Consider the following 15,340-nt stretch of genomic DNA (forward strand, 5'->3'; position numbering starts at 1 on the left):
TGGAAACTTTAAGGAAAAAATAAGGCTGTCGAGATTTTCTCGACAGCCTGAGGCTCTTCATCAGAAGAGCCTTTTGTATGTAATATAGGCGCCAGCCAGGTGTGTAAGGAATGATAGTATATATAAGGAATTTGTTTGTCGATTAAGGATACCTGTCTGGCTTATTTCTTATATCGACACCGCTCTGCAAAAGTTTAGCTTTTTTTTCAATTTTTTCTTTTTTATTTCACTGGAAGACACATTTTTCTTTCTCACATAGACATGTGCCTCCCTCTTTTTCACATAATGTGCTGTTTGAAGAAGGAAATTGCTTAAGAAATAGAGAAAATTGTAGAGACTTCATTTTTAAACAAAAGGGAGGAATGAAATCATGTCGGGAAACAAAGGTGTCGTTTATAAAGGAGCAGGAAAAGTAGCAGTTGAGGATATTGGATACCCTGATTTGGTCTTAAAAGACGGCCCGGGTGTACCTAAAGCCAATGTGGGGCGCAAATGTGAGCATGGCGTCATTTTAAAAGTAGTGACGACGAATATTTGCGGAAGTGATCAGCACATGGTGAGAGGGCGTACGACTGCACCTGAAGGACTTGTCCTTGGTCATGAAATTACAGGTGAAGTCGTTGAAGTTGGGCGAGATGTGGAGTTTATTCAAAAAGGAGATCTCGTGTCCGTTCCGTTTAATATTGCATGCGGACGCTGCGTCATGTGTAAGGAACAAAAAACCCATGTGTGCTTAAATGTAAACCCGGACCGCCCAGGCTCTGCCTATGGATATGTAGATATGGGCGGATGGGTTGGCGGCCAATCCGAGTATGTCATGGTTCCATATGCAGATTTTCAACTGCTCAAATTTCCAGACAAAGATCAAGCGATGGAAAAAATACTTGATCTCACGATGCTTTCCGATATTTTCCCGACAGGTTTTCATGGTGCTTATACGGCTGGAGTAAAGCCTGGTTCGACCGTATATATTGCAGGTGCTGGGCCAGTAGGTCTTGCAGCAGCACATTCAGCTCAGCTTCTTGGCGCATCTGCTGTGATTGTTGGAGATCTGAATGAGCAAAGACTGGAACAGGCAAGAAGCTTCGGCTGTGAGACGATCAATCTACGAAAACATGATCGAATCGGCGAACAAATTACGAATATTTTAGGGGAGCCAGAAGTTGATTGTGCCGTCGATTGTGTCGGCTTTGAAGCTTCGGGTCATGGAGACCAGGGAGAAGCACCAGCAACTGTTTTAAATACGATTATGGATATTACCAAAGTTGGCGGCAAGCTTGGAATTCCTGGGCTTTATGTCACAGAAGATCCAGGAGCAGTGGATGCCGATGCAAAAGTCGGTTCTCTGAAAGTGCGAATTGGACTTGGCTGGGCGAAAGCTCATACCTTTGTGACAGGTCAAACCCCTGTTATGCAATATCATCGCAGTCTAATGAAATCCATTTTAAGCGGCAGAGCACAGATCGCCAAAGCCGTTAATGCGACCGTCATTGACCTTGATCAAGCCCCTAAAGGATATAGTGACTTTGATTCCGGTGTGGCGAAGAAATTTGTCATTGACCCGCACGGGATGCTTTCTCGATAATTTTTAACATGAAAGGAGCCGCTCAATAAAAGGAGACGGCTCTTTATTGTGGAAAATCACATAGAATATACAAATCCATTTTAAGGGGGAGGAATCAGATGAATTCAGATCAAGCCAAAAGAAGGGTTGTAGAACAATTTGGGAGAAATGCAGAAAAGTATGTGACGAGTCAAACTCATGCAAAGGGTGCAGACCTGGATCTAATTGTTGAATGGACAGCTCCAGAAGAAAGCTGGATCGTACTCGATATAGCCACTGGTGGCGGGCATACCGCAAAAGCATTGGCTCCATATGTGAATCAAGTATTTGCGACGGATTTAACGAAAGAGATGCTTTCTCATACATCACTTCATTTAAAAGCGTATTCACAAATTTTTTATGTAGTAGCGGATGCAGAAAGCCTTCCTTTTTTAGATGGCACATTTGATATGGTCACATGCCGAATTGCAGCACACCATTTCCCGCACCCTGAACAGTTTGCCAAAGAGGCATCTCGCGTATTAAAGTCAAATGGTCTGTTTTTCTTTATTGATAATGTTTCGCCAAATGATGAAGAGCTTGCACTATTTATCAATGAGCTGGAAAGATTAAGAGACCCAAGTCATGTGTCCTGTCTATCTACAGAACAATGGCGGGAATTGTTTTATAAAGAGGGAATAAAAGAAGTAAGATCAATGGAACGAAAAAAACGTTACCCTTTTCAAGAATGGGTCAAGCGAACAACGAAAACTTTAAAGGAAGAAGAGATCGTTACAAAATACATGTTAGATGCTAACGAAAAAATAAAGCAATATTATAGATTGAACATGACAGAGGATCAAATAGAATCAATAGAGGTGGATGACTGGATTGCTCTTTTCAGGAAAGGGTAAAAGTAAATCATTCATCCAGTCATAGAAAGGAATTAATCATATGCTACATTTTAAAGGGAAAACCCTCATCATCACAGGCGCAGCCAATGGTATTGGTTTCTCGATAAATGTTTAACAATAAAGAGCCGCTCCATAAATAGGACGGCTCTTTATTGTGGAATTCCATTGAATATACAATACATATCAACGAAAGAGATACTTTCTAAGGTTTCTTCATAAGGTCCTTGATGATAAATAGTCTCGATATATTTTTCATTTCTTTCTTTACTCTAGAGTTACTCCATACCTTACACTATTTCTTGTGAACTTAACATGACCTAACATTCGACCACTACGAACTTGGCTTGGTAAATGGTTGGGTTTCTCAATGAAATGGAGTAATAAGGCGGAAGGTTGAATTCGAAAATACGGAGTCTAGGCCATTATAGTCATCTATTTTTACCAGTCGGTCGAATATTTTAATCAGTTTAAAAGAAAGGGTTTTTTAGAAATGACAAAACTAAATCAACAAATGACGTTAGCACCTGTACCGCAGGACGAGCTAGCAGCATTTAAGGCAGAATTACAAGAGGCATTTATGAAAGGGTTACAAGATCGTTTTACAGATGCGGAAGATCCGGCAGAAATGGGACCAATCCCGTCTGAGGAAGATTTCAATCATTCACTTACTGCTAAAGAATCGGTTGTACGTCAACTTTTACTAAACGCCGAAAGAGTTGGTGGTGTCGTATTGAAAATGAATAACGAAACCCAGCGAAACGAAGTGGACTTCCTGTATACAAGGGCAAATGCACATGGCAAGGGTCTTGGCACTAAAATGTGGGAAGCGATAGAAGCAGCGTTCCCAGAGACGAAGGTTTGGGAGCTGCACACACCATATTTTGAAAAGCGTAATATTCATTTTTACGTGAATAAATGTGGCTTTAAAATTGTTGAGTTTTATCACCAAGGCAACCCAGGACCTAATGTTGAAGGCAAAGAGCCGGAATCGGATGAAGAGTATGAGTTTTTCCGTTTTGAAAAGGTCATGACGAAAGTGAGCAGTGAATCATAATGCAAGGGAAAATCTCACAGCTTTGGATTTTGATGAAGCGCAGTCAAATGGCGAATAGTCAATTAGTTCTTTTATTTTTTATAAGTATCGTAGAGGTGGCAGCTGGACTTGCTGTGCCACTACTCACAATGAAGCTTATTAACCAAATTTCAGATACTGGTTTTGCATTAACATCACTCTTACCAGTCATTGGTGTTTTAATTGTACAGGCGATGCTTAGTGCCGTTACATTTTATATGATGCGTCGTTTAGGTGAAGGAGTTGTCGCGAATTTACGAACAGAAGTATGGGAGCATATGCTACATTTACGATTAACATATTACGATGCACATGAATCTGGCGAAACGATGAGTCGAATTACGCAGGATACAAACGTCGTAAAGGAGTTTGTAACGGAAAAGCTCGTATCGTTTGTATCGGGGCTTTTTGCGATACTTGGTGCAATCGTTGTTTTATTGTGGATTGACTGGAAAATGACGCTACTGCTACTGATCGCCGTACCACTCACAATTTTTGTGACGTATCCGCTAGGGGAAAAAATGTACGCGATTTCGAAAGCCAATCAAGATGAGTTGGCAGGATTTGGCGGACGATTAGGGAGAATTTTAACAAACATTCGCCTTGTGAAAGCTTCACAAACAGAGCAGCAAGAGCTAGCAGGCGGAGAAAAGCAAATTCAGCAGCTGTACAAGTATGGATTAAAAGAAGCAAAAATTGTTGCGATTCTTTCACCACTTATGACGCTGCTCATGATGGTTGTGATCATTGCGATTTTTGGGTATGGCGGTTCACAGGTTGCTTCAGGTGCCATTAGTTCTGGCGAGCTTGTGGCAATCATGATTTATTTAGTACAAATTATTATGCCATTTACACAAATGGCGACATTCTTTACTGATTTACAAAAAACACTTGGCGCAACAGAGCGTATTGTCGAGGCTTTAGATGAGAAGCGTGAAGTCCAAGACGGTAAACCGGTAACTGCTGCGTCACAGCCGATTCATTTTGAAAATGTGTCGTTTAAGTACAACGAAAAGTACGTGTTAAAAGGTATGACGTTTACGTTAAAGCCAAATGAAACAACGGCCTTTGTCAGCCGAAGTGGTGGCGGGAAAACGACCATGTTCTCCCTTATTGAACGTTTTTATGACGTGTCATCAGGTGCGATACTGTATGGCAAAGAAAACATTGAGCAATTTAACTTAACAGAGTGGCGTGGGTTGTTTGGCTATGTAAGTCAAAATGCACCGTTATTAAACGGGACGATTCGTGACAACGTCATGTACGGGACGAATGGAGCAAGTGAACAAGAGGTACTTGCCGCATTAAAAGCAGCCTATGCCTATGATTTTGTCATGCAGCTGGACAAACGCCTCGATACAGAGGTTGGTGAAGGAGGTATTAAGCTTTCGGGTGGTCAAAAACAGCGTATTGCGATTGCTCGTGCGATTTTACGAAATCCGAGAATCTTATTACTTGATGAGGCGACATCGAACTTAGATAACGAATCAGAGCGTGAAGTGCAGCTTGCTCTTCAAGCGTTAACGAAAAACCGGATGACCATCATCATCGCCCATCGGTTATCCACGATTACAAGTGCAGACCAAATCCTTGTCTTTGAAGATGGACGCTTGTCAGGTCAAGGCACACATGAAGAATTACAAAAAACACATCCGTATTATCAACAGCTTTGGCAAAATGGTCGTTTAACTGAAGATTAGACGATGAAATACAAATACGAGTCAGTTGCTTTCGTGTATTCTTTGAAAGTAAAGACGTTAAAAAAACGAATGAAATGGAAATGGGACAAAACAACATCCTACTTCCTAAATCTTAATCATTTTATATATTCAATTAGATTCTAAATAACAACAAATCAAGAGATGGACGACCTTTGATTTCGCTATAATACGCTTTTACTTTATCTACGATAAATGAAAAATCAATGTACTGCTCAATTTTACGAAGCAGGTGATCCTCTTTGACCAGTTGATCTAGTCATACAAATTCAGCTTTGTGCCGAGATTCCTCAAAATGATATGATAGACGACAACATCTCATGGAGAAAGGATTGGATGAATGATGAATTTTCAACATAAAACCGTCATCATCACAGGCGCAGCCAATGGTATTGGTGAAGCGATCGCCTGCGGTTATGCAAAAGAAGGGGCACGTGTGGTGCTTGCGGATATAGATGAAGAGAAGGGGAAGCGTTTGGAGGAGCAGTTGAGAAAAGAGTCCTTTGAAGTTTATTTCATTAAAACAGATGTGAAACAGGAGAAGGATATTCAGCGCTTAATGTCGTTTGCGGTGAAGCACTGCAAAACAATTGATATTCTCATCAACAATGCCGGCGTCATGTGCACAGCATCGCCTTATGAGTTAACCGTCGATGAGTGGGATCATGTGCTGCATACAAATGTAAGAGGAACTTTTTTATGTGCGAGAGAAGCAGCACGTTATATCAAAGAGAATCCAAAAGGAGGTTCCATTGTGAACATTTCATCTACCCGTGCGACCATGTCAGAGCCCTATACAGAGGCATATGCTGCATCAAAAGGCGGGATTTCAGCGCTTACTCATGCCTTGGCAGTTTCTTTTAGTCAGGATCACATTACGGTAAATAGCATTTCCCCTGGATGGATTGAAACGAAAGATGAGAAAAGTCTTCGAGAAATTGACCATCAGCAGCATCCTTCCAATCGAGTTGGCACGCCAAAGGATATTGTGAAAGCCTGTTTTTATTTAACAGATGAAGACAATCAATTTGTGACCGGTACAGATTTGGTTGTTGATGGCGGCATGACTAGGAAAATGATTTATGCGGATTAACATGAAAAAAACATTGACGCTTTGATCGAGGCGCAGTACAATATGTAACAATTCAGCTGAAGATCGTGATGAAAAAAAGACACAGCGCAAATAGAGAAGAGTACATCATAGCTGCCCCACACAGAGAACTCCGTGAAGCTGAGAAGGAGCTGGGAAGCATGATGGAACCAAGCCTCTTAGCTCTGCACCGGATTCCCTCGGATGGTGGTGCAGCGAACTTCTCCCGTTACAGAGAAGGGTGAATGATCACCCGCTAAGGTTCATCTGGCAACAGATGAATGAACTGAGGTGGCAACGCGGAGTAAATCCCGTCCTCAAGACAGACATGTCTTGGGGGCGGGATTTTTTTTATGACAAATAGGGGGGACAATGATGAAAAAACATTGGCGGGATATGAGTATTTTGCTTGGAGCCATCGGGATCGCGAACATAGGAGAATGGATTTATATGATTGCCCTCCATCTGCTTATTTTTCAAGAAACGGGCTCTGTACTTGCTGTAACAGCAGTTTATTTGTTAAGACCGGCTGCTGCTCTTTTGACCAATAGCTGGTCCGGCAGTTTGATTGACAGGCTGAATCAGCGGAATGTGATGATCAGTTTAGATATTACCCGTGCTCTGCTCATTGCATGTATCCCTTTTGCCTTATTTTCAGGACATCTGCTCATTCTGTATGTCATGGTGTTTTGCATACAGATGGCACAAGCGATGTTTCATCCAGCGTCGATGGTGTATATGACAGGACTAATCCCGGCGGATAACCGAAAACGGTTTAATGCCATTCGCTCTTTATTACAATCCGGTGGATTTTTACTTGGGCCCGCAGCAGCAGGTCTGCTCTTTCTCATCGGGACTCCTGTTCTTTCAATTTATGTAAATGCAATCTGTCTGTTGATATCTGCTCTGTTATCGATGTGTTTACCGAATTTGCTCAAAACAGATGCTGCCCAAAAGCGGTTTTCCCTTTCAATGTTAAAAGAGGATGCAAAGCTTGTTCTGCGATTTAGTCTGACGTCACGCCAGATCATGACGGTATATTTATTATTTAGTGCGGCGATAACGGTCCTTCCTACGGCCATAGACTCACTTGAAACAGCCTTTGCAAAAGAAGTATTGATGCTGACTGATACACAATATGGCCTTCTTGTCAGTATAGCTGGAGCGGGTATTATCGCAGGAGCAAGTCTTAATTCGGTCATTGTTGAAAGGCTGTCAGTTTCGCTGATGCTTGGAATCGGCAGTTTGTTTGTGGCGTTTGGCTATCTTATTTATGCATTTTCCAACAGCCTAGTTGCAGCCGCCGGTGGATTTTTTATATTAGCCTTCTTTTTAGCATTTGCGAACACAGGCTTTATGACGTTCTATCAAACGAATATTCCTGTAGAGGTGATGGGGAGGGTAGCCAGCTTTTATGCTTTGGTTGAAGCCATTCTGACGATGGCCATGACAGGAATATTTGGCGGACTCGCTCATATTTTATCGATCAGAATCTCCGTCATCATTGGGTGTATATGTATGCTTCTAATCTGTCTATTGTTATGTTTTGTCATCTTTCGTCCATTGACTGTCAAAAAAATAGTGCATCCTACTTAGAAAATTAAAAAAATTATGTTATCATTATTTAAGTAAGTTAATTAAATTGATGAGAAAAGGAGTCTTACAAATGAAAGCACTACGCTGGCACGATCAAAAGGACATTCGACTAGAGGAAATTGATGAACCAACAGTTGCTCCAGGAAAAGTGAAACTGAAAGTAAAATGGTGTGGCATTTGCGGTAGTGATTTACATGAATATTTAGGCGGACCGATCTTCATTCCTGTGAATGAACCTCATCCACTTACAAAAGAAAAAGCACCAATTACACTGGGACACGAGTTCTCTGGTGAAGTTGTTGAAGTAGGAGAAGGCGTGAGCAATTATAAAGTAGGCGATCGAGTGGTTGTTGAACCTATTTTTGCAACTCACGGCCATCAAGGTGCTTATAACTTAGATGAAAACATGGGCTTTTTAGGGCTTGCCGGAGGCGGCGGTGGATTCTCTGAATATGTATCAGTCGATGAAGAATTACTTCATTTATTACCAGACGAAATCTCATATGAGCAAGGCGCGCTTGTCGAGCCTTCTGCGGTTGCTTTATATGCGGTTCGTTCTAGTAAAGTACAAGCTGGGGATACAGCGGCTGTGTTTGGCTGCGGACCAATTGGTTTACTTGTCATTGAAGCATTAAAAGCAGCTGGTGCTACTGATATTTATGCAGTTGAATTATCAAAAGAACGTCAAGAGAAAGCAAAAGAGCTTGGAGCGATCATTGTAGATCCTTCTCAGTATGAAGATGTTGTTCAAGAAATTGCTAGCCGCACAAACGGTGGCGTCGATGTTTCTTTTGAAGTGACAGGTGTACCTGTTGTATTGAAGCAAGCAATCCAATCAACTAGAATTTCAGGCGAAACAGTCATTGTAAGCATTTGGGAAAAAGGTGCTGAAATTATGCCGAATGACATTGTCATTAAAGAACGTACAGTAAAAGGAATTATCGGCTACAGAGACGTATTCCCATCTGTATTAAACTTAATGAGAAAAGGCTATTTCTCTGCAGACACACTCGTCACGAAAAAAATCAAGCTGGACGATGTGATCGAGGATGGCTTCCATGCATTAATCAATGAAAAAGATCAAGTGAAAATTTTAGTCAGTGCTGAATAAGTAAGATAACAAAGAGGATGGCATAAGCCGTTCTCTTTTTTTATGTATTCAGATCTTTTTCATAAAGGGAGCTGCGGTCGAATAGTGATAAGTGAAAAGATGTTTTTGATAAGGGAGATGACATCATGTTTTATCACATCAAAGAATTGCAATATGAAGCAAAGCCCTCAAAGCCTGATCCGGTGTATGCAAAGAAATTACAAGAAGTATTAGGCGGTCAATATGGTGAAATCAGTGTAATGATGCAATATTTATTTCAAGGCTTTAATTGCCGGGCAGACCAAAAATATAGAGATCTGTTATTTGATGTTGGAACCGAGGAAATTGGTCATGTCGAAATGCTGGCAACGATGATCGCACGTTTATTAGATAATGCACCCGTCAAAGACCAAGAACAGGCGTATCAAAGTGATCCAGCACTTGCGGCTGTTATGGGCGGAATGAACCCGCAGCATGCAATTGTTGCCGGTTTAGGGGCAATGGCAGCGGATAGTCAAGGATACCCGTGGAATGCCAAATACATCATTTCAAGCGGAAATTTAATGGCGGATTTCAGAGCCAATTTAAATGCAGAATCACAAGGGAGACTCCAGGTCACAAGACTTTACGAAATGACAGATGACCGCGGCGTCAAAGATATGCTCTCCTTCCTCATTGCTCGTGATACATATCATCAAAATATGTGGCTTGCTGCAATTAAAGAATTAGAAGAGCGAGAAGGGGATGTCGTCGTACCAACCACCTTCCCTCGTTCACTAGAAAAACAGCAAGTATCCTATGACTTGTTTAACTTCTCAAGAGGGGAAGAAAGTAAGCAAGGCAGATGGGCACATGGCCGCAGCATGGATGGAAAAGGAGAGTTCAGATATATTTCTGCACCTGTCGTGTTCGGCTCTGCACCAAAGCTTAAACCCGCACCAAAAGAACTGTTTAACACACCAAAAAAGGGTGAATAAAAAAGTCGATCAGGTTTTTGTGCCTGATCGACTTTTTAACGTCCGAGAGTTCTTCCGTATACGCTGACACGTTTCTCTAATAATGCAAAGGCTAATTCAAAGACAATGCTCAGCAGCCAATAGATCAAAGCAGAGACGAGATAAGTTTCTAAAAACTGATAGCCGTCATTTGCAATGATCCGGGAAATACCCATGATTTCGAGTACCCCAATTGTAAACGCAAGAGATGTCGCTTTTAATAACTGAACGAGCTGATTGCCTAGGTTTGGTAAGGCCACAACAAATGCCTGCGGCAAAATAATGCGTATCATCGCCTGACGTGTGGTCATGCCTACAATTTTTGCCGCTTCAAGCTGCCCTTTGTCTACTGCCAGAAGTGCACTTCGGACCACCTCTGTTAAATGAGCGGCTGAATGCAGGCTGAAGGTAATAAGAGCCACAGCTAAAGGGGAGACCATATCCGGATGAAAGGTCAGTCCGAATGTGCCGTTCATACTGGTTAGAAGAAAAGGGAGCCCATAAAAGAAAGCGAACAGTTGAACAATAAGCGGCGTTCCTCTAAAAAAGGAGACGTAGAGCGTAACGAGCTGTCTGAGTACAGGGATGCGAAAGAGGCGAATGAAAGCAAAAACAGATCCGATCACAAGACTCACAGCCATGGAAACAAGAGCAATTAATAAGGTGAAAGGAACACCTTTTAGAATATGTGGTACTTGGTCAATCGCAAATGGAATATCAATGGTTTGCATCAAATCGCCTCCTTAACGTGACAGACTGGTACGGCCTTTTACAAATTTCTTTTCAAGCAGCATGGTGACTAGTTCAATGCTCATACAAATGAGCCAGTACACAAGCGCGATGATCACATACACTTCAAACATGCCGATTCCATAGTTATTTCCTAAGATGATCTTCACCTGTCCCATAATATCGATGAGTCCGATCGTAAAGGCAATCGCCGTGTCTTTCACAAGATCAATGGTGTAATTTCCGAGGTTTGGCAGGGCAATGAGAAAGGCCTGCGGGATAATGATCCTGATCAAGGCCTGTGTATCTGTCATTCCCACAATGTAGGCGGCTTCCAGCTGATCCTTCCCAACAGACGAATACGCACTGCGAAAAACTTCAGATAAATAAGCCCCCGTATGTAAAGAGAACGTCATCATCACAAATAACACACGATCCCAATGATTGATTTGAATTCCTGCCACAAGTAAAAGCTGAGGAAGTCCAAAATAAATTAAGAATAACTGAACAATTAATGGCGTACTTCGTGTAAAAGATAAATAGATAACAGCCAATTGCTTCAGCACTGGGATTTGTTTTATACGAATGCATGCAAATAAGAGCCCTATTATGATGGCGAAAAACAATGACACCGCAATAATGAGAAAAGTGAGTGGCAGGCGTTCAAGCACCTGTAAAAAAATTCGCAGCCAATCTCCAGCTGTAAACGTCATGACGCTTCCTTCCTTTCTTCATATTGATAGCCTTGCTCTGAGATGTAGTCAATATCTTGGAAGAAATCAACCCCAAACCACTTTTTCGCAAGCTTAGGCAGTGTTCCGTCATCAATCATCTCTTGTGTGACCTGGTCCAAGTCTGCTGCAAGCTGCTTCTCACTTGGCTGTAAGACAAGATAGATCGGCTCTTTTGACACGATCCCGCCCACTTTGACCTTCAGATTCAGATGCTTTTGAATGGTATCGAAGGTCGAAATATTCATAAAGGCCGCATCGGACCTTCCGCTTTCAACACGCTTTAAGTTGAGTTCATTTGAAGGGCTTTCAATGGTTGTCAGCGAAATATCTGGATCATGTTCTTCATTATATTGATTTAATATTGAACGCAATCCGCCGCTGGGACTGACAGGAGCGAGCTTTTTTGATGTCATATCGTCAAGCGATTGAATATCCCGGTTTGATTCATTCACAATTAATCCTGTCATCGAATAGCCGTACGGAACTTTAGGGTAAAGAAACCGTTTTTCACGTTCAGGGTTACTGAAAAACCAATTAGCTGCCATTTCAAACTTCCCCGCGCCAACACCAATTAAATTGGATTCTTCCTCGCCAAATATGTAATCAAAATGTATGTGTGGAAGTCTTTTTTCCACTTCATTTAAATAATCAATGTTATAGCCAATCGGTTCGTTTCGGTCATTTGTGGCTAAAAAGGGTGGATTGACCTCTGCACTCAGTGCGACTTTCACAATTTGTTTTCCATCATCTGTTGTTGTTTTCACACTGCTGCAGCCAATCAGAGAGAGGAGAATCAGAAGGACACCAGCTGTCATGAATGCTGTCTTTTGCTTCATATGTCTTCCTCCGATCCTTGCCACATTCCGCGATGAATCCTGGATAAAAATTGTTTTGTTCGTTCATGCTGAGGCTTCATGAGGACGTCTTCTGGTGAGCCTTTTTCAACGATTTCCCCATCTGCCATAAAGATCACCGTATCCGCTACGTCCTTTGCAAACGAAATTTCATGCGTCACAATGACCATCGTCATCCCTTGGCTCGCAATATCTTTGATCATTTCAAGGATTTCTCCGACCATCTCTGGGTCCAATGCGGACGTTGGTTCATCAAACAAAAGCACCGCAGGATTCATCGCAAGAGCGCGGGCAATTCCAATCCGCTGCTGCTGACCGCCAGATAATTCACTTGGAAATGCATCCTTTTTATGAAGCAGTCCAATCCGCTCTAAAAATTGCTCTCCAACCTTTTCTGCTTTTTTTTTAGACATGTTTTGGGACACAATCAATCCCTCTGTAATATTTTCAAGTGCGCGTTTATTTTGAAACAAGTGATAATGCTGAAATACCATGGAAGATTGCTGCCTTAGTTTTAAAAGATCTTTTTTATGATATCGTTCAAATTGAATCGTGGCTTCTCCAACAGTCAGCTCTCCTTTGTCTGGAATATCGAGGCTGTTTAAACTGCGGAGAAGTGTTGTTTTTCCTGATCCGCTCGGTCCAATAATTGCGACCACTTCACCTTCTTGTACCGTGAAATCAATGCCTTTTAACACATGGGTCTGCCCATAAGATTTATGTAGATGAGTAGCTGAGATCATAAAAGCATCACGTTCCTTTGACAGATGTACTTAATATTGATAAAATTTAACACATTAAATCCTATAAGTAAAGTGTGTTTTATTCATTCCGATTGGAAAAATGAGATATCATAGATTGTGAGAAACAGAGGAGTTGGATACGTTTTGTCTAAAGCATTATTTGTCGATACCGATTTTCAAAAAACATGGCTTAATCAGCTGGAATCTCTTCGTGAAACGATCGAACAAAACGCAAAAAAACATGATGAAGGCGCTTATTTTCCTAAACAGAATATCGAATCATTAGTAAACATGGGATATACAGCCCTGTCTCTTCCCGCTGAATATGGAGGCGGGGGTCAATCTGTAACGGATATGGTTCTATTTCAAGAAACCCTAGGCAGCATGGACGGAGCGACTGCCTTATCGATTGGCTGGCACCAAGGAGTTGTTGGTGAAATTTATGAAAAGAAACTATGGAATGAGAAGCAGCTGCAATTCTTTGCGGAAGAAGTGAAGAAGGGCGCCCTTGTCAACCGCGCTGTAAGTGAGGCGCAGACAGGCAGTCCAACAAGAGGCGGCAAGCCTGGGACAACAGCGATGAAATCAGGTGATCGCTGGGTGATCAATGGACGTAAAATTTTTACTACGATGTCTCCAGCTCTCACATACTTTTTAGTCGGCGTATGGATTGAAGAAAAAGAGGCGATGGGCTTCTTCTTAATTCACCGTGATACAGAAGGTGTTTTTATAGAAGAAACTTGGGATGTTGTTGGCATGAGAGGAACAGAAAGCCATGATTTAATCTTAGATCAAGTTGTGGTTTCAGAGGATATGCTTGTTGAAGTGCAAAAAGGACCTCGGGGCGGTACGTTAAACCCTTGGATCGCACATATTCCTTCCTGTTATTTGGGGATTGCGCAAGCGGCAAGAGATTATGCAGTTCAGTATGCCATCACACATTCACCGAACAGTATCAGCGGAACGATTAGCGAACTGCCAAATGTCCAAACACTGATTGGCGAAATTGATTTACTATTAAAGCAAGCACGCCACGTCATCTATTCAACGACAAGATTGTATGAAAAGCCTGAGAAAAGAAAGCTGTTAATCAATGAATTCGGTGCTGTGAAGCATACAGTCGTTAATCATAGTCTGCAAGTGGTCGATAAAGCCATGCGTTTAGTCGGTGCAAAAAGCTTAAGTCTCGGCTGTCCGCTTCAGCGTTACTATCGAGATATCCGGGCTGGGCTCCATAACCCGCCAATGGATGATATGACGATTTCAAAAATCGCGAAGCAGGCCATTGAAGAGAAAAAAGAAAGCTAATCTGATCAAAAAGCCGGATGAAACCGGCTTTTTTTATTTGGCAGAAAAGAGGACAAGCGTACCTTATGTCCCAACGCTCAGGCATGCTACAATTGATACAAATCATGGGAAAAGGAGCGGTTTTTTTGAAGAAAAAGCATATGAAATGGCTGGTTTCCGCCATCATACTAATGGCACTTTGTATCGGTCAGCCTTCATCAAGTGAGGGAACATCACCAGCATGGTCAGTAGATGAATTCTTGAAAGACCGAGAAGGCACATTTGTGATACAAGAAGTAAAAGAAAAATCGCCATGGGTGTATAACAAAAAAAGAGCGAACGAGCGCTTTGCTCCCCAATCGACATTTAAAGTGGCCAATGCCCTCATTGGACTCCAAACAGGCGCAGTGAGAGATGAATACGACATCAAATATTGGGACGGAGTGAAAAGAGAGATTGATAACTGGAATAGGGATCATACATTAGGATCTGGGATGAGAGATTCAGTCGTCTGGTACTATCAAGCCATGGCGCGTGACATCGGAGAAGAACGCATGAGCCATTGGGTGAAAGCCATTCATTATGGGAACGAAGACATATCAGGCGGAATCGATCAATTTTGGTTAAGCAGTTCGTTGAAAATTTCTCCAGTAGAACAAGTCCATTTCCTCAAACAGCTATATGAAGAAAGCCTCCCATTTGACCTATCTGTCATGAGAACCGTCAAACGAATGATGATCCAAAAAGAAGAGAAACACGCCACCCTATACGGAAAAACAGGCTCCGGCTCAGGCATCGGCTGGTACGCAGGCTTCATCAAACATGAAAACAAAACCTACATCTTCGCCACAAATATCGAAGGCACCGGGCTAGAAGCAAAAGAAATCACCTATCGTATTTTGAAAAAATATCATTTGATTGAAGCATCCGTTTAGGATGCTTTTTTATATGAAAAAGGGGATATATTGATAAGTT

14 protein-coding genes and 1 pseudogene are annotated in these 15,340 nt (G+C 41.9%); 10 read left to right on the top strand and 5 right to left on the bottom strand.

The genetic code is table 11. The annotated features are described in order from the left end of the window. Positions 1-370 precede the first annotated feature (370 nt). From fdhA to AWT60_RS17060, 4 genes are all read left to right on the top strand, one after another. Positions 371-1,585 (top strand): formaldehyde dehydrogenase, glutathione-independent, encoded by a 1,215-nt coding sequence (gene fdhA / locus AWT60_RS17045; RefSeq protein WP_024423097.1) that lies wholly within the window; start codon positions 371-373, stop codon positions 1,583-1,585. A 98-nt stretch (positions 1,586-1,683) separates the two neighbouring features. Then, entirely contained in the window at positions 1,684-2,457 is a 774-nt protein-coding gene (locus AWT60_RS17050; protein WP_218677538.1) for a class I SAM-dependent methyltransferase, read from the top strand. Between the two features lie 490 nt (positions 2,458-2,947). Next, positions 2,948-3,511, top strand: coding sequence for a GNAT family N-acetyltransferase (locus AWT60_RS17055; protein WP_024427899.1), 564 nt, complete (start codon positions 2,948-2,950; stop codon positions 3,509-3,511). Then, a complete protein-coding gene (locus AWT60_RS17060) occupies positions 3,511-5,229 on the top strand; it encodes an ABC transporter ATP-binding protein (RefSeq protein WP_218677539.1) in 1,719 nt (572 codons plus the stop codon). Before AWT60_RS17055 ends, AWT60_RS17060 begins: the two co-directional genes overlap by 1 nt. A 154-nt stretch (positions 5,230-5,383) precedes the next feature. Here AWT60_RS17060 and AWT60_RS18840 read toward each other — a convergent pair. Then, positions 5,384-5,497: pseudogene (locus AWT60_RS18840) on the bottom strand (transposase); the annotation flags it as partial. 93 nt (positions 5,498-5,590) lie between these two features. Between AWT60_RS18840 and AWT60_RS17065 the strand changes: the two are divergent. The 4 genes from AWT60_RS17065 (at position 5,591) to AWT60_RS17080 (ending at position 10,000) form a co-directional block, all read left to right on the top strand. Then, positions 5,591-6,340 (top strand): SDR family oxidoreductase, encoded by a 750-nt coding sequence (locus AWT60_RS17065; RefSeq protein ID WP_218677540.1) that lies wholly within the window; start codon positions 5,591-5,593, stop codon positions 6,338-6,340. 372 nt (positions 6,341-6,712) lie between these two features. Further along, entirely contained in the window at positions 6,713-7,933 is a 1,221-nt protein-coding gene (locus AWT60_RS17070) for an MFS transporter (protein WP_218677541.1), read from the top strand. A gap of 70 nt (positions 7,934-8,003) precedes the next feature. Next, positions 8,004-9,044 (top strand): 2,3-butanediol dehydrogenase, encoded by a 1,041-nt coding sequence (locus AWT60_RS17075; RefSeq protein ID WP_025092841.1) that lies wholly within the window; start codon positions 8,004-8,006, stop codon positions 9,042-9,044. A gap of 125 nt (positions 9,045-9,169) precedes the next feature. Continuing rightward, entirely contained in the window at positions 9,170-10,000 is an 831-nt protein-coding gene (locus AWT60_RS17080) for a manganese catalase (protein ID WP_025092842.1), read from the top strand. Positions 10,001-10,035: 35 nt separating this feature from the next. On the opposite strand, the gene AWT60_RS17085 is transcribed toward AWT60_RS17080, so the two are convergent. From AWT60_RS17085 to AWT60_RS17100, 4 genes are read right to left on the bottom strand one after another with little or no spacing between them, the layout of a single operon-like run. Next, complete coding sequence (locus tag AWT60_RS17085) at positions 10,036-10,749, bottom strand: amino acid ABC transporter permease (protein WP_025092843.1); 714 nt, start codon at positions 10,747-10,749, stop codon at positions 10,036-10,038. A 12-nt stretch (positions 10,750-10,761) separates the two neighbouring features. Then, positions 10,762-11,460 (bottom strand): amino acid ABC transporter permease, encoded by a 699-nt coding sequence (locus AWT60_RS17090; protein ID WP_024423088.1) that lies wholly within the window; start codon positions 11,458-11,460, stop codon positions 10,762-10,764. Further along, complete coding sequence (locus tag AWT60_RS17095; RefSeq protein ID WP_034622805.1) at positions 11,457-12,317, bottom strand: amino acid ABC transporter substrate-binding protein; 861 nt, start codon at positions 12,315-12,317, stop codon at positions 11,457-11,459. Before AWT60_RS17095 ends, AWT60_RS17090 begins: the two co-directional genes overlap by 4 nt. Next, entirely contained in the window at positions 12,314-13,078 is a 765-nt protein-coding gene (locus AWT60_RS17100) for an amino acid ABC transporter ATP-binding protein (RefSeq protein ID WP_218677542.1), read from the bottom strand. The genes AWT60_RS17095 and AWT60_RS17100 overlap by 4 nt, the downstream gene beginning before the upstream one ends. A 144-nt stretch (positions 13,079-13,222) precedes the next feature. Between AWT60_RS17100 and AWT60_RS17105 the strand changes: the two genes are divergently transcribed. After that, positions 13,223-14,386 (top strand): acyl-CoA dehydrogenase family protein, encoded by a 1,164-nt coding sequence (locus AWT60_RS17105; RefSeq protein ID WP_218677543.1) that lies wholly within the window; start codon positions 13,223-13,225, stop codon positions 14,384-14,386. A gap of 104 nt (positions 14,387-14,490) precedes the next feature. Then, entirely contained in the window at positions 14,491-15,300 is an 810-nt protein-coding gene (gene blaBPU / locus AWT60_RS17110; protein ID WP_218677554.1) for a BPU family class D beta-lactamase, read from the top strand. The last annotated feature ends 40 nt before the right edge of the window (positions 15,301-15,340 follow it).

This window comes from Bacillus sp. F2HM, assembly GCF_019266135.1.
GTDB lineage: Bacteria > Bacillota > Bacilli > Bacillales > Bacillaceae > Bacillus > Bacillus safensis.